The organism is Ramlibacter sp. bp-362 (genome assembly GCF_054956735.1).
Genome location: NZ_JBUDXE010000008.1, coordinates 223270 through 242272 on the forward strand (window position 1 = coordinate 223270; position 19003 = coordinate 242272).

The window sequence follows — 19003 nt, forward strand, 5'->3', positions numbered from 1 at the left end:
CTAGAGCTCCGCGCCTTCCACCAGGAAGCGCACCCTCCGCGTCCCCTGCCACTCGTCCGCCTCCAGCCGGAAGGCGATCTTCACCTTCGCCGGGAGCGGTTCGGTGTGGCCGAACCAGATGCCCTCGACCGGCTGGCCCTGGTGGCGCAGCTTGATCGCGAGGTGCTTCTCGCCTACCAGCTTCTGCGACAGGATCTCCACCTCCTCGCTGAACACCGGCGGCGCGAAGCCCTGGCCCCAGACTTCCTGGTGCAGCGTGTCGACCAGGTCGGGGCGGCGGTACTCGGGCGCGAGCGGGCCGTCGGTGTGCAGGCTGCGCAGCAGCGTCGCCGTGTCCAGCCATTCCTGCGCCACCTGCGCGAGCGCCTGCTCGAAGGTGTCGAAGTGTTCTTCCGCGACGGTGCAGCCCGCGGCCATGGCGTGGCCGCCGAAGCGCAGCAGCACGCCCGGATGCCGCTTGGCCACGAGGTCCAGCGCGTCGCGCAGGTGGAAGCCGGGGATGGAGCGGCCCGATCCCTTCAGCTCGTGTTCCTTGCCGGGCGCGGCGCTCGCGGCGAAGACGAAGGTCGGCCGGTGCAGCTTGTCCTTGATGCGCGAGGCGACGATGCCGACCACGCCCTCGTGGAAGTCGGGGTCGAAGACGCAGATCGCGGGCGGCGGCTCCTCGCCCTCCTCGAACAGCGATTCCGCCATGGCCAGCGCCTGCTCGCGCATGTCGCCCTCGATCTCGCGCCGTTCGCGGTTGATGCCGTCGAGGGTGCGCGCGAGTTCGTCCGCGCGCGCCGCGTCGTCGGTCAGCAGGCATTCGATGCCCAGCGTCATGTCGGCCAGGCGCCCGGCCGCGTTCACGCGCGGGCCCAGCGCGAAGCCGAAGTCGAAACTGGTCGCCACCTCGGGCTTGCGCGCCGCCACGGCGAACAGCGAGCGCAGGCCGCAAGGCATCGCGCCCGCGCGGATGCGCTTGAGACCCTGCGCCACCAGCCGCCGGTTGTTGGCGTCCAGCTTCACCACGTCGGCGACGGTGCCCAGCGCCACCAGCGGCAGCAGCGCGTCGAGCTTGGGCTGCGTGCGCTCGTCGAACACGCCGCGCGCGCGCAGCTCCGCCCGCAGCGCCAGCAGCACGTAGAACATCACGCCGACGCCGGCGATGGACTTGCTCTCGAAGCCGCAACCCGGCTGGTTGGGGTTCACGATCAGCGCGCCTTCGGGCAGCACCGGGCCGGGCAGGTGGTGGTCGGTCACCAGCACCTGCAGGCCCAGCTCCCGTGCCGCCGCCACGCCGTCGAGGCTGGCGATGCCGTTGTCCACGGTGACCAGCACGTCCGCGCCCTGCGCCTTCACGCGCTGCGCGATCGGCCGCGTGAGGCCGTAGCCGTCCACCACGCGGTCCGGCACGAGGTAGCCCACGTGCTGCGCGCCGAGCAGGCGCAGCCCGCGCACGGCGACGGCGCAGGCGGTGGCGCCGTCGCAGTCGTAGTCGGCCACGATGCACAGCCTGCGCCCGGCGGCGATGGCGTCGGCGAGCAGCACGGCGGCTTCGGCCGCGCCCTTCAGCGACGCGGGCGGCAGCAGGCGGGCGAGGCCGTTGTCCAGTTCCTCCTTGGCCAGCACGCCGCGCGCGGCATAGAGGCGCGCGAGCAGCGGGTGGATGCCGGCCTGTTCCAGCGCCCAGGCGGCGCGCGGGGGGACGTCGCGGGTGAGGATCTTCACAGTCCCTCCAGCAGGCGGGCCGCCGTGGGCGCCGAGAACAATTGCTTCACGCGCTGCCAGCCGCTGGCCGCCGCCGACGACCAGGTGCGGGCGCCGGCTTCGCCGCACAGCGTGATGCGCACCGGGCGGCCGCGTTCCAGTTCCTGCAGCAGCAGCGCGCACTCGCGTCCGTCGAGGCGCTGCCAGGCGGCGGCCCAGGCCCGCCAGTCGCCCAGGAGGGCGGCGTCGCGCAGGTGCGGCGAGACCTGCAGGCCGGGCGCGCGCGGCGCCGTGCCCGCGGGCAGCGCGCCGCTGCCGCTGGCCCAGAAGGAGTTGATCGGCAGCAGCCCGCCGCGCTCCCGCGCGTCGTTCAGCGGCAAGGTGTAGAGCAGCATCTGCATTTCCTGTTGCAGCCGGCGCAGGGGCGCGCCGGACTCGCCGGCGGGCAGCCAGCGGTCGATCGCGCGGCCGACCACGCGATCGAGCGAGGCGGTGGGCAGCCGCCGGAAGAGCGGGCCCCGCGCCAGCCAGCGCAGCGGGGCCTCGTAGCTGAGGGTGATGCCGTCCTCGGCGAAGAAGGGCTGCATCGCCGCGAGCAGCGCCTGCGAGTCCTCGGCATCGAGCTGCAGGTCGCGCTGCAGCGCCATGGCGACGTGGTCGCGGCCGACGTTCCAGTGGCTGGGGCTGATCCAGGCCCAGCCCTCGCCGGCCGCGTCGCCGCCGGCCTGCAGCACCTGCAAGGCCGCCAGGGGCACCAGGCCATCGGGCACGTCCAGGCCGTAGGCGCGCGCCAGCGCCCGCTCGTGCGGCGGCGACAGGCTGGCTTCGTCGCCGGCGTCCTCCGCTTCCAGCGCGAGCCGGCGCAGCAGCCGCTGCAGGTTGGGCAGGGCGAGGGCGCCCCGGGCCTCGGCGCAGCCGGCGGCCGAGCACGAGGCGAAGGGAACGAGCAAGTGGACTCCGTCTGACACAGCCGTATTGTCGGGGATGCCACAATGCCGCCGGAATGGAAAAACGATCCTGAGGGCCACGATGGCCCTTCCCTACGAGCTCGTGCTGGGCTGGCGCTACACCCGCGCCGGCCGCGCCACCCGCCGCAACGGCTTCATCTCCTTCATCTCCGGCGTCTCGATGCTCGGGATCGCGCTGGGCGTGGCCGCGCTGATCATCGTGCTGTCGGTGATGAACGGCTTCCAGAAGGAGGTGCGCGACCGGATGCTGGGCGTGGTCTCGCACATCGAGGTCTACGGGCCGGGCGGCGGCGTGCTGCCGGACGTCAACCGCACGCTCACCGAGGTGCGCCGCAACCCCGAGGTGGTGGGCGCCGCGCCCTTCGTGGCGGCGCAGTCGCTGCTGGCCCGGGGCGACGACATGCGCGGCACCATCGTGCGCGGCATCGACCCGAAGCTGGAGCCACAGGTGACCGACCTCGCCGCCACGGCGCCGCGCGCGCTGGACCGGCTGGTCTCGGGCGAATTCAACATCGTGCTGGGCGTGGAACTGGCGCGCAACCTGGGCGTGCGCGAGGGCGACGCCGTGACCATGATCGCCCCCGGCGGCCAGGTGACGCCCGCGGGCATCGTGCCGCGCCTGAAGCAGATGAAGGTGGTGGGCACCTTCGACTCCGGCCACTTCGAATACGACAGCGGCCTGGTGCTGATGCACATCGAGGACGCCGAACGCCTGTTCCGCCTCGACGGCCCCACGGGCGTGCGCGTGAAGCTGCGCGACCTGGACCGCGCACGCGAGGTGGCCGCCCAGCTCACGCAGACGCTCAGCGGCGACTTCCTGGTGCGCGACTGGACCCAGCAGAACCGCACCTGGTTCGCCGCCGTGCAGCTGGAGAAGCGGATGATGTTCATCATCCTGACCCTGATCGTCGCCGTGGCCGCCTTCAACCTGGTGAGCACGCTGGTGATGACGGTCACCGACAAGCGCGCCGACATCGCCATCCTGCGCACGCTGGGCGCGAGCCCGGGCAGCATCATGGGCATCTTCGTCGTGCAGGGCGCCGCGGTGGGCGTGATCGGCACCCTGGCGGGGCTGGTGTTCGGCCTGGCGGTGGCGCTCAACATCGACGTGATCGTGCCGGCGCTGGAGCACGCGCTCAACGCGAGCTTCCTGCCCAAGGACATCTACCTGATCAGCCGCATGCCCAGCGACCCGAAGTCCTCGGACATCGTGCCCATCGCCCTGATCTCGCTGGCGCTGGCCTTTGTCGCCACGCTGTACCCGAGCTGGCGCGCGAGCCGGGTCAACCCGGCGGAGGCCCTGCGCTATGAATGACACGACGCTCGCCGCCGCGCCCGCGCCGCTCGCCGCGGTGGAGCCGCACACCGGCGTCGTGCTGGCCTGCCAGGGGCTCACCAAGCGCTTCAGCGAGGGCGGGCTGGACGTGGAGGTGCTGCGCGGCGTGGACCTCGAGGTGCATGCCGGCGAGACGCTCGCGATCGTCGGCGCCTCGGGTTCGGGCAAGAGCACGTTGCTGCACCTGCTGGGCGGGCTGGACGCGCCGACCTCGGGCTCGGTGCAGCTGATGGGCCAGGAGATGGCCAGGCTCGACCCGGCCGCGCAGGGGCGCCTGCGCAACCAGCACCTGGGCTTCGTCTACCAGTTCCACCACCTGCTGCCGGAGTTCAGCGCGCTCGACAACGTCGGCATGCCGCTGCGCATCCGGCGCATGGCCGTGGAGGACATGCACCGCGCCGCGGCCGACATGCTGGGCGCGGTGGGACTCAAGGAGCGCATGCAGCACCGTCCCGCCGAACTCTCGGGCGGCGAGCGCCAGCGCGTGGCGATCGCCCGCGCGCTGGTGGCGCACCCGGCCTGCGTGCTGGCCGACGAGCCCACGGGCAACCTCGACCGCGGCACGGCGGACGTGGTGTTCGCGCTGATGCTGCGGCTGGCGAAGGAACGCGGGACGGCGTTCGTGATGGTCACGCACGACGAGGCGCTGGCGGCGAGGTGCGGGCGCACCTTGCGGTTGACGTCGGGGCGGTTGGGCTGAACAGCCTTGTCATTGCGGCCTTGAGCCGCAATCCATGGTGGAGTGGCACGCAACCGTGGATCCCGGGTCAAGCCCGGGATGACAAGGCATGGTGAGGGACGACGCTCAGAGGATCCGGTTGAACCACACCAGCGACAGCCCTGCCGACAGCAGGGCCAGCGCCGCCGCCGCCATCGCGAACAGGGCGGAGATTTCCGTTTCCTTCTTCTCCACCGTCAGGCGCGAGCTGAGCGTCTCGTAGACCTTGCGCAGGTCCTGCGCCGTGCCGGCGTAGAAGTATTCGGCCGAGGTCTTGTTGGCGATGGCCTTGAGCGTTTCCTCGTCCAGGCGCACGCGCATGGACCAGCCCTCGAAGCCGATGGTCTCGCCGTCGACCGTGCCGATGCCCACCGTGTAGACGCGCACGCCGCGGTCGGCGGCCATCTTGGCGGCTTCGATCGGGTCCACGCCCGTGGTGCGCTGGCCGTCGGTCAGCATGATGATCGCGGCGGAGGGGTAGGAGCCCGGCGCCACCGGCACGAAGTCCTTCCTGGGCTTGCGCTCGGCGTCGATCGCGAAGCCGCGCTGGCGGTCGCGGCCGACCTGCAGCGACTCCAGCTCGATGCCGGCGTCGGGGAACAGCGTCGCGAGCGAGATCACGATGGCGTTGCCCGTGGCCGTGGCGCGCTGCAGCTGGAAGCGGTCGATGGCCGTGACCAGGTCCTCGCGGTTCACCGTGGGCAGCTGCGCGACCTGCGCGGAGCCGGCGAAGGCGACCACGCCCACCTTCACGTGGCGCGGCAGCTCCTGCAGGAAGGCCTTGGCGGCATTCTGCGCGGCGACCAGGCGGTTCGGCTGCACGTCCGTGGCGCGCATGCTGCCCGACACGTCCATCGCCAGGATGATGGTCTGCTGGTTCGAGGGCAGCGTGACCACCGCCACCGGCCGCGCCGCGGCCAGCAGCAGCGCCGTGATCGCGAGCAGGAACAGCGCCGGCGGGATGTGGCGGCGGATCTGCGAGCCCGTGCCCATCGCTTCCTTCACGATGGACAGCGAGGCGTAGCGCACCGCCATCTTCTTCTTGCGCCGCAGCAGCAGCACGTACAGCCCCACCAGCAGCGGCAGGGCCAGCAGCAGCCAGAGGAATTGGGGCCAGAGGAATTGCATGGTCGTCTCCGGATTCAGGCGGCGTGGCGCAGGTGCGCGGGCAGGCTGCCGCCCGCCAGCTGGCTGCGGCGCTTGCGCATCTCGACGAAGCGCACGATGGCGTCCACGAGGTCGGCGTCGGTGGCGAGCTCGAGCGCGTCCACGCCGCTCGCGGCGAGCGCCTGGCGCAGTTCCGACTCGCGCTGCGCGGCGATGCGGGCGAAGCGCTTGCGGAACCCCGCGTCGTGCGTGTCCACCACGACCTGCTCGCCGGTCTCGGCGTCGCGCAGGGTGAGCAGGCCCAGGTCGGGCAGGTCCAGTTCCAGCGGGTCGAGCACGCGCACGGCCACGACCTCGTGGCGCTGCGCCAGCTGCGCCAGCGCCTTTTCCCAGCCGGGCTCGCTGATGAAGTCGGACACCACGAACACGGTGGAGCGGCGCTTGATCAGGCTGGCGGCGGAAGCCAGCAGCTCGTGCAGGCGGGTCGGGCCCGCTTCGGCGACGGTGACCCGGTCCAGCATGCTGTGCAGCAGGTGCAGGACGTGGCGGCGGCCGCTGCGCGTGGGGATCACGGTGTCCACGCCCGATCCGTACAGCAGGGCGCCGACGCGGTTGCCGTGGCGCGTGAGCACGCGCGCGAGCACCGTCACGAATTCGGCCGAGACGTTGCGCTTGCGCAGTTCGCCCGAGCCGAAGTCCACCGAGGGGCTCAGGTCCAGCAGGAACCAGGCCGACATCTCGCGGTCCTCGGTGAACACGCGGACGTAGGGCGACTGCATGCGCGCCGTCACGTTCCAGTCGATGTGGCGCACGTCGTCGTGCACCTGGTATTCGCGCAGGTCGGCGAGGTCCAGGCCGGTGCCGCGCAGCAGGGTGCGGTAGTCGCCCTGCAGCAGGCCGTCGAGGCGCCGGATCACCTTCCATTCGAGGCGGCGCAGCACCTGCTCGGCGTGGTGCGCGGCCGTGGGCAAAGCCGCGCTCGCCTCCGCCGCGGCGGGAGTTTCTCCCGCGCCTTTACGCCACCAGCTTTTCATGCTCGAGCGGCTTCGCCGGGGGCGGGATCTTGGCCATGATCTTCTGGACGATGGCGTCCGAGCTCAGGCCTTCGGAGAGCGCCTCGTACGAGAGCACGACGCGGTGGCGCAGCACGTCGGGCACCAGGTCCACCATGTCCTCGGGCAGCGCGTAGCCGCGGCCCCGCAGCATGGCCAGCGCGCGCGCGCCTTCGGTGAGGTTGATCGTGGCGCGCGGGCTGGCGCCGTAGGTGATGAAGCGGCTCAGGTCCTTCAGGCCGTGGCGCTCGGGCGCGCGCGTGGCCGACACGAGCTTCACCGCGTACTGCACCAGCGAGGGATCGACGTAGACCTGGCGGCATTCGCGCTGCAGGGCGGCCAGCTGTTCGGTGCTCGCCACCGGCGCCACGTCCACGGCGGCGCCGGTGACGCGCTGGACGATCACGAACTCCTCCTCGTCGGTCGGGTAGTCCACCAGCACCTTCATCATGAAGCGGTCCACCTGCGCTTCCGGCAGCGGGTAGGTGCCCTCGGTCTCGATCGGGTTCTGCGTGGCCATCACCAGGAAGGGGCTGGGCACCTTGTGCGTCTCGCCCGCGATGGTCACCTGGCGTTCCTGCATCACTTCGAGCAGGGCGCTCTGCACCTTGGCGGGCGCGCGGTTGATCTCGTCGGCCAGCAGCAGGTTGGCGAACACGGGGCCCAGCGAGGTGGAGAAGTCGCCCGTCTTCTGGTTGTAGATGCGCGTGCCCACCAGGTCGGCCGGCACGAGGTCGGGCGTGAACTGGATGCGCTTGAACTCGCCCCGCATGGTGTTGGCCAGCGTCTTCACCGTGAGCGTCTTGGCCAGCCCGGGAACACCCTCGACCAGCAGGTGGCCCTGCGCCAGCATCGCGACCATCACGCGCTCGAGGAAGCGGTCCTGGCCGACCACGACGCGCTTGACCTCGTAGAGGATCTGTTCCATCAGTTGCGCCGTGGCGCTGTCGGTGCGGCTGGTGTTGTCCATGGAGTCCCTGGGTGGAGGAAAGGAAGGCTCAGAAGGGCGGCAGGCCGGCGGCCGCGGCGGCGTTCTCGATCGGCACGGCGAAGCCGATGCCGAGGAAGGTGCGGGCGGACGTGGGGTTCAGGATCGCCGTGACGATGCCTACCACCTCGCCGTCCATGGTGACCAGCGGGCCGCCGGAGTTGCCGGGGTTGGCCGCCGCGTCGAACTGGATCAGGTTCTTCATCTCCTGCTTGCCTTCCGGCGAGCGGAACACGCGACCCAGGCCGGAGATGACGCCGCCGGAAGCCGAGGGGCCGATGCCGAAGGGGAAGCCGACGGCCATCACCTTGTCGCCGGGGGCGAGGTCGCCGGTGGAGCGCATGGTGGCGGCGATCAGGTCGTCGGGGATCTTGCTGGCCTGCAGCACCGCGAGGTCGTTCTCGGCCTGCACGCCGGTGATCGTGGCCTGCGATTCCAGCCCGTCGTGGAAGGTCACGCGGATCCGGTCGGCGCCGTTCACCACGTGCAGGTTGGTGAGGATCACGCCCTTGTCGATGATCACCACGCCGGTGCCCACGCCGTTCTCGACCTCGTCGTTCTCGGGGCCCCCGTCGGCCGCCGGGCCCAGCGACTTGGGCCGGGCGCGCAGCGCCTTCTGGTCCTCCTCGCGCAGGCGGCTCTTCTTGACGTAGCTCACCACCCGCACCACGGCCGGGCGGATGTTGTCGTAGGCCCGCGCGTACTCGGACGGCATGACCTGCGTTTCCATGGTCTTGAGCACCGCGGCGTTGATGTCCTCCTGCGTCAGCTTGCGCTGGGTCGGCCGCAGCGCCAGCGAGCTGGCGAGCGCGATGCCGAGCAGCAGGATCGCCGCCCACAGGAGGGCGGGGCTGGAGGGCGAGAGGAGACGCCGCCAGCGGCGCGGCGCCGGCGCGGCCACCGCGGGCTGCGGATCCACAGGGGAAGGCGCCGCCCCGGAAGGGGCCGCCGCGGTGCGGGCAGGGCGGCTGGAGCTGTAGAGGGCGGGCCTGCGCATCCGTAATCCTTGGCTGTTCCGGGAAAGCTGGGGCCACGCCGTTGCAGCCCTGGCGATGGCACACGGTATCACGGTTTTCCCCCCGCTGCACGGCTTGCGGCATCATCGCCGGCGCGATGTGGATTGATACGCACTGCCACCTGGATGCGCGTGAATTTGACGCCGATGTGGACGCCGTGCGCGGCCGGGCGGCGGCCGCCGGCGTGGCCCATTGCGTGCTGCCGGCGGTGGCTCCCGGCAACTTCGACGCGGTGCGGACCCTGGCCCGCTGCCACGGCGACAGCTACGCCCTGGGCATCCATCCGCTGTGCACGCCGACGGCGACCGACGAGGACCTGCTGCGGCTGGACCGCGCGCTCGCCGCGCACCGCGACGACCCGCGGCTGGTGGCGGTCGGCGAGATCGGCCTGGACTACTTCGTGCCCGGACTGGACGGCGCGCGCCAGGAGCACTTCTACCGCGAACAGCTGGCGCTGGCCCGCCGGTACGGGCTGCCGGTGCTGCTGCACGTGCGCCGCTCCGCCGACCAGCTGCTCAAGGAGCTGCGCAAGGGCGGCGTGGGCGGGATCGCCCATGCGTTCAACGGCAGCGCGCAGCAGGCGGCCGAGTTCGTGCGGCTGGGTTTCCGGCTGGGGTTCGGCGGCACGGTGACCTTCGACCGCGCGCTGCAGATCCGCCGGCTGGCGCGCGAGCTGCCGCTGGAGTCGCTGGTGCTGGAAACGGATGCGCCGGACATCCCGCCGCACTGGCTGTACCGCACCGCCGGGGAGCGCGAGGCCGGCGCGGCCCAGGGCCGCAACGAGCCGGGCGAGCTGCCGCGCATCGGCGGCGTGCTGGCGGAACTGCGGGGGATGACGCCGGAGGAGCTGGCGGCGGCGACGACGCGGAATGCCTGCGAGGCCTTGCCGCGGTTGGGCGCCCTGCTGTGCCCCTGACTTCAGCCCAGCTGCCGCGCCTTCTCCGCCATCTCCTGCAGCTGGTTCGCGATGTCCTGCTCGCCCGCGCGCAGTTGCGCGACCTGCGCGGCGGCCTGGGTCAGCGCGACCTGGAGGGTGTGGCGGGCGTCGATCGCGCCTATCAGTTCGGTCGGGACCAGCGCCCGGTAGCCGGCCGCGTGCAGCAGGGGCTGCAGCGCCTGCTCCAGTTCCTTGCAGGCCGGCAGCACCTCGGCCTGCAATTGCGTGCACAAGGCCGAGCGCTCGGCCGCGACCTGTTCGCACAGGCCGTGCACCGTGCGCGCCTGCCGGCACAGCCGGTGCGCCGTCTGCAGCTTCTCGTGCATGGCGGCGCCGCGGCGGGCGAGCTGCTCGATCGCGCGCAGCGTCACGTCGGTGTTGGAGCCCCTGCGGCGCACCTGCAGGTCCCGGTCCATCTCGGCCAGCCAGTGGGCGCCCTGGCGCACGCGCTTGTGCAGCGAGCCCGATTCCAGCACCAGGTCGATCCAGACCAGGCGCGCCACCGGCGATTCGCTGCCGTGCCGCTCCACGAAGGGCGTGACCAGGCCGGCGACGGCCTCCATCGCCGCGGCGAGGACCTCGCCCTGGCGCAGGAAATCGGTCGACTGCTCGCCGCCGCAGCGGCCCGCCAGGAAGTCCAGCGCGGTCGTGGCCCCGTGCAGGGCCCGCAGCGCCTCCTCGACGCCATCGAGCTCCATGCCCGTGCGGGCCTGCACGACCCGCTCGCGCACGGCGTCCAGCCGGGGCACCCGCTTGCGGGCCATCGATTCGAGCAACTCGTTCACGTCGGCCGCGAGCGCGGGCGCGGAGCGCCGCAGCGCGCGCCCGGCCGGCCGGGCGGCGTTCGCTTCCTGGTTCGGCGCGGGGCGGCTGGACTCCCAGAACTCGGGGGCGGCCGTCGAAGGCGTATCGGACCAGCGGGACTGCGGCATGAAATCCGTCATCGAAAGGTGTCGTGCATGGGAATGGCTACATTCTGTAACGACTCGCGTGCGCGACCCCGCCGCCGCCCGTGAATTGCGTCACGCGTGCGTGCCGGTCCGCCCGCCTGCCCGCGCACGGCGACGGACGGCGGGGCCGTTGTGGCGAATGGTCATAATCCGCCGCCGTGAAGTCCGCTGTCCGCAAGCTCCCCGAAGTCAACTTCTCCGACCACGGGGACGTGCGCTACCTCCACCTCGGCACCGAATGGGTCCAGGGCTCCATGCGGCTCGACGCGCCCTTCGAGCTGGAGCTGGAATACGTGCAGCGCATGATGGCGTGGCTGCTGTTCGTCGACCCCAAGACGGTGCCCGCTCGCCACGCGATGCAGCTGGGGCTGGGCGCCGCGGCGCTGACCAAGTTCTGCCGCCGCAAGCTGCGCATGCGCACGACAGCCATCGAGCTCAACCCGCAGGTGGTGGCCGCGTGCCGCCTCTGGTTCAAGCTGCCGGCGGACGACGCCAAGCTCTCGGTGATCCTCGGCGACGCGCAGGAGGTGGTGGCGCACGAACACTGGCGCGGGCAGGTCGATGCCCTGCAGGTGGACCTGTACGACCACGAGGCGGCGGCGCCGGTCCTGGACAGCGAGGAGTTCTATCGCGGCTGCCGCAGCCTGCTGACCGAGGACGGCTGCATGACCGTCAACCTCTTCGGCCGCTCCTCCAGCTACCAGCGCAGCCTGGGCCACATCCAGTCCGCCTTCGGCCGCGACGCCACCTGGGCCTTCCGGCCCACGCGCGAAGGCAACACGGTGGTGCTGGCGCTGCGCGAACCCGTCTTCCCCCTGCGCGGCCAGCTCGCCGCCCGCGCCGACGAAATCGAATCCCGCTGGGGCCTGCCCGCGCGCAAGTGGCTGCGGGTCTTCAAACCGGCCTGAATCCGGACATCCGGACGCAAAAGTCGCAAAGGTTACGCAAAGATCGCCAAAAAGCCATTGGATGTCCTTTCGCGACTTTCGCGGAACCTTTGCGACCTTTGCGTCCGGTAGTCCTGTTCCCCTGAGTACCATTCGTCCATGAGCGCCCAGCCCCGCATCTCCGCCCGCACCCCGCCGCGCGGGCCCTTGCATTGGCAGCAGCTGGTGGAGTGGTTGTCGGAGGACGGGGTGATCTCGGCGGAGGAGGCGCGCCGCACGATCGCGCGCTGCGCGCAGGCGGAGAGCGCGCAGCACCCGCTGGTGCGCCTCGCGGCCGTGGCGATGACGCGCGCGGCCGACGGCAAGCCGCTGGACATCGAGTCGCTCACGCAATACCTCGCGGGGCGCGCGCAGATGGAATACCTGCGCATCGACCCGCTGAAGGTCGACGTCGCCAAGGTCGCCGACGTGATGAGCGCCGCCTACGCCGAGCGCCACCGCGTGCTGCCCGTGCAGGTGAACGCCAACGAGGTGGTGGTGGCGACGGCCGAGCCCTTCCTCGGCGACTGGATCGAGGAAGTGGAGCGCCAGGCGCGCCGCAGCGTGCGCCGCGTCGTCGCGAACCCGCAGGACATCCACCGCTATACGGCGGAATTCTTCGCGCTCGCCAAGTCGGTGCGCGCGGCGCAGAAGTCCGGCGGCAACAGCGGCGCGGCCAGCTTCGAGCAGCTGGTGGAGCTGGGCAAGGCCAACAAGCAGCTCGACGCCAACGACCAGGGCGTGGTGCAGGTCGTCGACTGGCTGTGGCAGTACGCCTTCGACCAGCGCGCGAGCGACATCCACCTGGAGCCGCGGCGCGAGCAGGGCGTGATCCGCTTCCGCATCGACGGCGTGCTGCAGCCGGTCTACCAGATGCCCATCGCGGTGCTCAACGCCATGACCGCGCGCATCAAGCTGCTGGGCCGCATGGACGTGGTGGAGAAGCGGCGGCCGCAGGACGGCCGCATCAAGACCCGCAACCCGCGCGGCGACGAGGTGGAGATGCGCCTGTCCACGCTGCCCACGGCCTTCGGCGAGAAGATGGTGATGCGGATCTTCGACCCCGACACCGCCGTCAAGGACCTGGACGCCCTGGGCTTCTCGCCGCACGACGCGCAGCGCTGGGAGGCGCTGGTGCAGCGGCCCCACGGCATCATCCTGGTGACCGGGCCCACCGGCTCGGGCAAGACCACCACGCTCTATTCCACGCTCAAGCGCCTGGCCACCGAGGAGGTGAACGTGAGCACGGTGGAGGACCCCATCGAGATGATCGAGGCCTCCTTCAACCAGACGCAGGTGCAGCCGCAGCTGGATTTCGGCTTCGCCGAGGGCCTGCGCGCGCTGATGCGGCAGGACCCGGACATCATCATGGTGGGCGAGATCCGCGACCTCGCGACGGCGGAGATGGCCGTGCAGGCCGCGCTCACCGGCCACCTGGTGTTCTCGACGCTGCACACCAACGACGCGCCCTCGGCCATCAGCCGCATGCTGGAACTGGGCGTGCCCTCCTACCTGATCAACGCCACGGTGATCGGCGTGCTGGCGCAGCGCCTGGTGCGCACCCTGTGCCGGCAATGCCGGCAGCCGGACACGGCGACGCCCCGTTCGGCGCTCGACGACGTGGTGAAACCCTGGAAGGTCACGGGCACCTGGCAGCCGTACCGGCCCGTGGGCTGCGTGGACTGCCGCATGACCGGCTTCCTGGGCCGCATGGGCCTGTACGAGCTGCTCGCGGTGAGCGACGCGTTCAAGGAGCAGGTGACGCGCGAACCGAGCATGCAGGCGCTGAAGCGCCAGGCCATCGCCGACGGCATGCGGCCCCTGCGCCTCGCCGGCGCGCTGCGGGTCGCGGAAGGCCAGACCACCCTGGAAGAAGTCCTGAGCGCCACGCCTCCCCTCGACTGACGGGCGCGTAACGGGATGTAGGTGGAATCCACATCCGGAGCCCCTTTCTTTGCCTCCAGAATCCGCCGGTTCCATTTCCGTGACTGGAGACAACAATGAGGATCAAGAGCCAGAGGGACTTCTATTCCGGGCTCATGTTCATGGCGGTCGGCATCGCCTTCGCATGGGGCGCCACGAACTACACCATCGGTGAGGGCGCCCGCATGGGCCCCGGCTACTTCCCGCTGATGCTGGGCATCCTGCTGGCGGTCATCGGCCTGTTCATCACCTTCGAGGCCATGGTGGTCGAGACGGAAGACGGCGAGAAGGTCGGCAAGTGGGCCTGGAAGCCCCTGTTCTTCATCATCGCGTCCAACGTGGTGTTCGGCATCTGCCTGGGCGGCATCCCGAAGATCGGCATTCCCGCCATGGGGCTGATCGTCGGCATCTACGCGCTCACCTTCATCGCGGCGCTCGCCGGCGAGGAGTTCAAGGCGAAGGAAGTGGCGGTGCTCGCCACCATCCTCGCGATCCTCAGCTACGTCGCCTTCATCGTGCTGCTGAAGCTGCAGTTCCCGGTGTGGCCCAGCTTCCTGACGGCCTGACGGACGGAGTACGACATGGATCTCTTCAGCAACCTCGCCCTCGGCTTCAGCGTCGCCTTCACGCCGATCAACCTGCTGTACGCCTTCATCGGCTGCGTGCTCGGCACGGCCATCGGCGTGCTGCCCGGCATCGGCCCGGTGGCGACCATCGCCATGCTGCTGCCCGCCACCTACGCGCTGCCTCCCGTGTCGGCGCTGATCATGCTGGCCGGCATCTACTACGGCGCCGCCTACGGCGGCTCCACGACGGCCATCCTGGTGAACCTGCCGGGTGAATCGTCCTCGGTGGTGACAGTCATCGACGGCTACCAGATGGCGCGCCAGGGCCGCGCGGGCCCCGCGCTCGCGGCCGCCGGCATCGGCTCGTTCACGGCGGGCTGCTTCGCCACGCTGGTGCTGGCCGGCTTCGCCGCCCCGCTGACCGAAGTCGCCTTCAAGTTCGGCCCGGCCGAATACTTCTCGCTGATGGTGCTGGGCCTGATCGGCGCCGTGGTGCTGGCCTCCGGCTCGCTGGTCAAGGCGATCGGCATGATCGTGCTGGGACTGCTGCTGGGCCTGATCGGCACCGACGTGAACTCCGGCGTCGCCCGCTACTCCTTCGACATCCCGGAACTCACCGACGGCATCGGCTTCATCGTGATCGCCATGGGCGTGTTCGGCTACGGCGAGATCATCTCGAACCTGGGCAAGCACGAGTCCGAGCGCGAGGTCTTCACCTCCAACGTGCAGGGCCTGTTCCCGACCAAGGAAGACTTCAAGCGCATGGCCCCGGCCATCCTGCGCGGCACGCTGCTCGGCTCCGGCCTGGGCATCCTGCCGGGCGGCGGCGCGCTGCTGTCCGCCTTCGCGGCCTACACGATCGAGAAGAAGACCAAGCTGAAGCCGGGCGAGGTGCCCTTCGGCAAGGGCAACATCCGCGGCGTCGCGGCGCCGGAGTCGGCCAACAACGCCGGTTCGCAGACCTCCTTCATCCCGCTGCTGACGCTGGGCATCCCGCCCAACGCGGTGATGGCGCTGATGGTGGGCGCGATGACCATCCACAACATCCAGCCGGGCCCGCAGGTGATGACCAGCAACCCCGAGCTGTTCTGGGGCCTGATCGCCTCGATGTGGATCGGCAACGCCATGCTGGTGATCCTGAACCTGCCGCTGATCGGCGTGTGGATCAAGCTGCTGACCATCCCCTACCGCTGGCTGTTCCCCGCCATCGTGCTGTTCTGCGCCATCGGCGTGTACTCCACGAACAACAACACCTGGGACATCTGGATGGTCGCGATCTTCGGCGTGATCGGCTACCTGTTCATCAAGCTGGGATGCGAGCCGGCGCCGCTGCTGCTCGGCTTCATCCTCGGCCCGATGATGGAGGAGAACCTGCGCCGCGCCCTGCTGCTGTCGCGCGGCGACTGGGGCGTGCTGGTCACGCGGCCGCTGTCGGCCGGCCTGCTGGCCGCGGCCCTGCTGCTGGTGGTGATCGTGGCGCTGCCCGCGGTGAAGAGCAAGCGCGAGGAAGCCTTCGTCGAGGACTGATCGCGCGAAGCCTCGCTTCGCCAAGAGAGAAGGGCGCCCCGCGGGGCGCCCTTTCGCATGCGCGACAATCGACGCATGCCCCAGACCACCGCGTCGCCGCCCCAGGCGACGCTGCCACAGACCAGCCCCCGGCTGACGGGCATCCTGCTCGCCCTGGGCGGCGCGATGGCCTTCAGCGGCAAGGCCATCATCGTGAAGCTCGCGTACCGCTACGGCGTCGATGCCGTCACGGTGATCATGTACCGCATGCTGTTCGCGCTGCCCATTTTCCTGGCGATGTCCTGGTGGGCCGGGCGCGGGCGCGCGGCGCTCACCGGCCGCGACTGGCTGGGCGTCGTGGGCCTGGGCTTCAGCGGCTACTACCTCTCCAGCTTCCTCGACTTCATCGGCCTGCAGTACATCACCGCCTCGCTGGAGCGGCTGATCCTGTACCTGAATCCGACGCTCGTGCTGCTGCTCGGATGGCTGCTCTATGGCAAGCGCTGGTCGCGCGCGCAGGTCGCCGGCATGGCGATCAGCTACGCCGGCGTGGTGCTGGTGTTCGGCCAGGAGGTGCGGCTGGAGGGCAGCAACGTGGCGCTGGGCGCGCTGCTGGTGTTCGTGAGCACGATCAGCTACGCGCTGTACATGGTGTACAGCGGCCAGATGGTGCAGCGCCTGGGCGCGCTGCGGCTCGTGGGGCTCGCGACCAGCGTGGCCTGCGTGCTGTGCATCGTGCAGTTCCTGCTGCTGCGGCCGGTGTCCGTGGCGCTGACGGTGGCGCCGGAGGTGATCTGGCTGTCGCTGCTGAACGCCGTGCTCTGCACCGCGGTGCCGGTGCTGCTGGTGATGATGGCCATCGAGCGCGTCGGCGCCTCGGTGACGGCGCAGACGGGGATGATCGGCCCGGTGTCCACCATCCTCATGGGCGTGTGGCTGCTGGGCGAGCCCTTCACCGCCTGGGTTGCGGCGGGCACGGTGCTGGTGATCGCGGGGATCTTCGTGTTCAGCCGCGGGGCGCGCTGAATTTCTCCCTCTCCCGCTTCGCGGGAGAGGGAGAAAGAGTATCAACGATCGTCGATGGTGACGATCAAATACTTTCACTATCCTTTATCGCTGCGGCCCCCTAGATTTCCTTCCAGTTCGCATCGAAGGAGATCATCTTGCTGCCCCAACCCCTGCACCCGCCCGCACCGGCCGACGCGGCCTCCGAGGCGCACCGCCACGCCTACAACAGCGCCTTCCACGCGCTGGACCTGCCCTGGCACTGGGACCGCGAGACCTTCGCGCGCCTGCACCCCTACGGGCGCGCCGGCATCCGTTCCTACCTGGAGAACGAGCAGCCGCACCTGCTGCGCGCCTACGAGGCCGACTTCCTGGTCGACGTGATCGAGCGCACGCAGGCGGACTGCCACGCCCGCATCGTCCAGGCGCGGCACGCGCCTGCCGAGGGAGCCCGCGCCACGCGCCGCTTCGGCTAGGAGCCGCCATGCAGCTCCAGTGGGTGCGCTTCAGCGAAGGCGGCACCGTGCGCTTCGGCACGCTCGAGGGCGAGCGGGTGCGCGTGTGGCACGGCGACATGTTCGAGTATCCGCAGCGCGGCGACCGCACGGTCGCGCTCGCCGACGTGCGCCTGCTCACGCCGGTGCAGCCGAGCAAGGTGATCGCGCTGTGGAACAACTACAAGGCCCTGGGCGACAAGCTCGGGCTGGCCGCCCCGGCGGAACCGCTGTACCTGGTGAAGACGCCCAACTCCTGGCTGGAGCCGGGCGGCACCATCCGGCATCCCGGCGGCAGCGCCAAGGTGGTGTTCGAAGGCGAGCTCGGCATCGTGATCGGCAAGGCCTGCAAGCAGGTGGCCGAAGCGGATGCGCTGCGGCACGTGTTCGGCTACACCTGCGCCAACGACGTCACCGTGGCCGACATCCTGAACCGCGACGCCTCCTTCGCGCAGTGGGTGCGGGCCAAGGGCTTCGACACCTTCTGCCCCTTCGGGCCGGCGGTGGCCTCGGGGCTGGACCCGGAGAAGCTCACGGTGCGCACGCTGCTCGACGGCCAGGTGCGGCAGGACTACCCGGTGAGCGACATGCGCTTTTCCGTGGCGCAGCTGGTCAGCCTGATCTCGCAGGACATGAGCCTGCTGCCGGGCGACATCATCCTGTGCGGCACCTCGGTCGGCGTGGGCTCCATGAAGCCCGGCAGCCTGGTCGAGGTGGAGATCGCCGGCATCGGCCGCCTCAGCAACCGCTTCGAATAAACCCCTCAATCCCTCCGGGAGGGACCATGAAGATCGCGATCATCGGCGCCGGCGCCATCGGCGGCTATGTCGGGGCGAAGCTCGCCCTGGCGGGCGAGGAAGTGACCTTCGTCGTGCGCGGCGACAACCTGCGCGCCATCCGCGCGCAGGGCATGCGCCTCGTGCTGCACGACGGCACGGAGCAGGTCGCGCGCGACGTGCGCGCCACCGACGACTACGGCGAGGCGGGGGCTCAGGATTTCGTGATCCTCGCGACCAAGGCGCACCAGGTCGCTGCCGTCGCCGGGCAGCTGCCGCGCCTGTTCGGCCCCGGCACGGCCGTGGTGACGATGCAGAACGGCATCCCGTTCTGGTACTTCCACAAGACCGGCGGCGCGCTGGAGGGCAGCGCGGTGCGCAGCGTGGACGGCGACGGCCAGCTGGCGCGCCTGATCCCGCCGGAGCGCGTGATCGGCTGCGTCGTCTATCCCGCCTCGGAGCTCGTGGCGCCCGGCGTGGTGCGACACATCGAGGGCGACCGCTTTCCGCTGGGCGAGCTCGATGGCAGCCGCAGCGAGCGCGTCGTGCGCATCTCGGAATGCTTCGCGCGGGCCGGCTTCAAGGCGCCGGTGCTGGAGGACATCCGCTCGGAGATCTGGCTGAAGCTGTGGGGCAACCTGAGCTTCAACCCGATCAGCGGCCTCACGCACGCGACGCTGGTGGACATCTGCCAGGACACGCTGTCGCGCGGGCTGGCGGCGGACATGATGCGCGAGGCGCAGCAGGTGGCGCACAAGCTGGGCATCGCCTTCCGCGTGCCACTGGACAAGCGCATCGCCGGTGCCGAGAAGGTGGGGAAGCACAAGACGTCGATGCTGCAGGACATCGAGGCGGGTCGGGCGCCGGAGATCGATGCGCTGGTGGGGTCGGTGGCGGAGCTGGCGCGGTTGACGGATACGCCGACACCGCATATCGACACGGTTTATGCGTTGGTGAAGTTGCTGGCGAAGAACATGGAGGCGGAGGGGGCGGGGGTGCGGATGATGGCGGGTTGAGTGCTGGGGTTCGCTGCGCTCACCGCCAGC

General features: G+C 70.6%; 18 protein-coding genes. 11 read left to right on the forward strand and 7 right to left on the reverse strand.

Features of this window, described 5'->3' with window-relative positions; all coding sequences use genetic code 11:
* On the reverse strand, positions 1-1710 hold the full coding sequence (gene recJ, locus ACY0MJ_RS13825) for a single-stranded-DNA-specific exonuclease RecJ (protein WP_462639052.1): 1710 nt from the start codon (positions 1708-1710) through the stop codon (positions 1-3).
* Positions 1707-2639 carry a phosphoglycerate mutase gene (locus ACY0MJ_RS13830; RefSeq protein WP_462639053.1) on the reverse strand — a complete coding sequence of 311 codons (933 nt, stop codon included), beginning with the start codon at positions 2637-2639 and terminating at the stop codon, positions 1707-1709. The genes recJ and ACY0MJ_RS13830 overlap by 4 nt, the downstream gene beginning before the upstream one ends.
* A gap of 79 nt (positions 2640-2718) precedes the next feature.
* Here ACY0MJ_RS13830 and ACY0MJ_RS13835 point away from each other — a divergent pair, with 79 nt between their 5' ends.
* A complete protein-coding gene (locus ACY0MJ_RS13835) occupies positions 2719-3972 on the forward strand; it encodes a lipoprotein-releasing ABC transporter permease subunit (protein ID WP_462639054.1) in 1254 nt (417 codons plus the stop codon).
* The gene (gene lolD / locus ACY0MJ_RS13840) at positions 3965-4693 is read left to right on the forward strand and encodes a lipoprotein-releasing ABC transporter ATP-binding protein LolD (RefSeq protein ID WP_462639055.1); all 729 of its coding nucleotides are present in this window, start codon (positions 3965-3967) and stop codon (positions 4691-4693) included. The genes ACY0MJ_RS13835 and lolD overlap by 8 nt, the downstream gene beginning before the upstream one ends.
* 105 nt (positions 4694-4798) lie before the next feature.
* Here lolD and ACY0MJ_RS13845 read toward each other — a convergent pair whose 3' ends face one another.
* The 4 genes from ACY0MJ_RS13845 to ACY0MJ_RS13860 are packed head-to-tail and all read right to left on the reverse strand — an operon-like array spanning position 4799 to position 8855.
* Positions 4799-5839: a VWA domain-containing protein gene (locus ACY0MJ_RS13845; protein WP_462639056.1), complete on the reverse strand. Its 1041-nt coding sequence runs from the start codon at positions 5837-5839 to the stop codon at positions 4799-4801.
* A 14-nt stretch (positions 5840-5853) separates the two neighbouring features.
* On the reverse strand, positions 5854-6852 hold the full coding sequence (locus tag ACY0MJ_RS13850) for a DUF58 domain-containing protein (RefSeq protein WP_462639057.1): 999 nt from the start codon (positions 6850-6852) through the stop codon (positions 5854-5856).
* Positions 6833-7840, reverse strand: a complete 1008-nt coding sequence (locus ACY0MJ_RS13855) for an AAA family ATPase (protein ID WP_462639058.1) — start codon at positions 7838-7840, stop codon at positions 6833-6835. Before ACY0MJ_RS13855 ends, ACY0MJ_RS13850 begins: the two co-directional genes overlap by 20 nt.
* A gap of 28 nt (positions 7841-7868) precedes the next feature.
* Entirely contained in the window at positions 7869-8855 is a 987-nt protein-coding gene (locus ACY0MJ_RS13860) for a S1C family serine protease (RefSeq protein WP_462639059.1), read from the reverse strand.
* A gap of 116 nt (positions 8856-8971) precedes the next feature.
* On the opposite strand from ACY0MJ_RS13860, the gene ACY0MJ_RS13865 reads away from it, so the two are divergent.
* Positions 8972-9790 carry a TatD family hydrolase gene (locus ACY0MJ_RS13865; RefSeq protein ID WP_462639060.1) on the forward strand — a complete coding sequence of 273 codons (819 nt, stop codon included), beginning with the start codon at positions 8972-8974 and terminating at the stop codon, positions 9788-9790.
* 2 nt (positions 9791-9792) lie between these two features.
* On the opposite strand, the gene ACY0MJ_RS13870 is transcribed toward ACY0MJ_RS13865, so the two are convergent.
* Positions 9793-10743 (reverse strand): hypothetical protein, encoded by a 951-nt coding sequence (locus ACY0MJ_RS13870; RefSeq protein ID WP_462639061.1) that lies wholly within the window; start codon positions 10741-10743, stop codon positions 9793-9795.
* Positions 10744-10919: 176 nt separating this feature from the next.
* Between ACY0MJ_RS13870 and ACY0MJ_RS13875 the strand changes: the two genes are divergently transcribed.
* The 8 genes from ACY0MJ_RS13875 (at position 10920) to ACY0MJ_RS13910 (ending at position 18973) form a co-directional block, all read left to right on the forward strand.
* Positions 10920-11669: a spermine/spermidine synthase domain-containing protein gene (locus tag ACY0MJ_RS13875; protein ID WP_462639062.1), complete on the forward strand. Its 750-nt coding sequence runs from the start codon at positions 10920-10922 to the stop codon at positions 11667-11669.
* Between the two features lie 138 nt (positions 11670-11807).
* Entirely contained in the window at positions 11808-13592 is a 1785-nt protein-coding gene (gene tfpB, locus ACY0MJ_RS13880; RefSeq protein WP_462639063.1) for a type IV pilus assembly ATPase TfpB, read from the forward strand.
* A gap of 95 nt (positions 13593-13687) precedes the next feature.
* Complete coding sequence (locus tag ACY0MJ_RS13885) at positions 13688-14176, forward strand: tripartite tricarboxylate transporter TctB family protein (RefSeq protein ID WP_462639064.1); 489 nt, start codon at positions 13688-13690, stop codon at positions 14174-14176.
* A gap of 15 nt (positions 14177-14191) precedes the next feature.
* Positions 14192-15703 carry a tripartite tricarboxylate transporter permease gene (locus ACY0MJ_RS13890; protein ID WP_462639065.1) on the forward strand — a complete coding sequence of 504 codons (1512 nt, stop codon included), beginning with the start codon at positions 14192-14194 and terminating at the stop codon, positions 15701-15703.
* 75 nt (positions 15704-15778) lie between these two features.
* Positions 15779-16708, forward strand: a complete 930-nt coding sequence (locus tag ACY0MJ_RS13895) for a DMT family transporter (protein ID WP_462639066.1) — start codon at positions 15779-15781, stop codon at positions 16706-16708.
* A 137-nt stretch (positions 16709-16845) separates the two neighbouring features.
* Positions 16846-17163 carry an HAD family hydrolase gene (locus ACY0MJ_RS13900; RefSeq protein WP_462639067.1) on the forward strand — a complete coding sequence of 106 codons (318 nt, stop codon included), beginning with the start codon at positions 16846-16848 and terminating at the stop codon, positions 17161-17163.
* Positions 17164-17171: 8 nt separating this feature from the next.
* Positions 17172-17939 carry a fumarylacetoacetate hydrolase family protein gene (locus tag ACY0MJ_RS13905; RefSeq protein ID WP_462639068.1) on the forward strand — a complete coding sequence of 256 codons (768 nt, stop codon included), beginning with the start codon at positions 17172-17174 and terminating at the stop codon, positions 17937-17939.
* Between the two features lie 26 nt (positions 17940-17965).
* Positions 17966-18973 carry a 2-dehydropantoate 2-reductase gene (locus ACY0MJ_RS13910; protein WP_462639069.1) on the forward strand — a complete coding sequence of 336 codons (1008 nt, stop codon included), beginning with the start codon at positions 17966-17968 and terminating at the stop codon, positions 18971-18973.
* Positions 18974-19003: the final 30 nt, after the last annotated feature.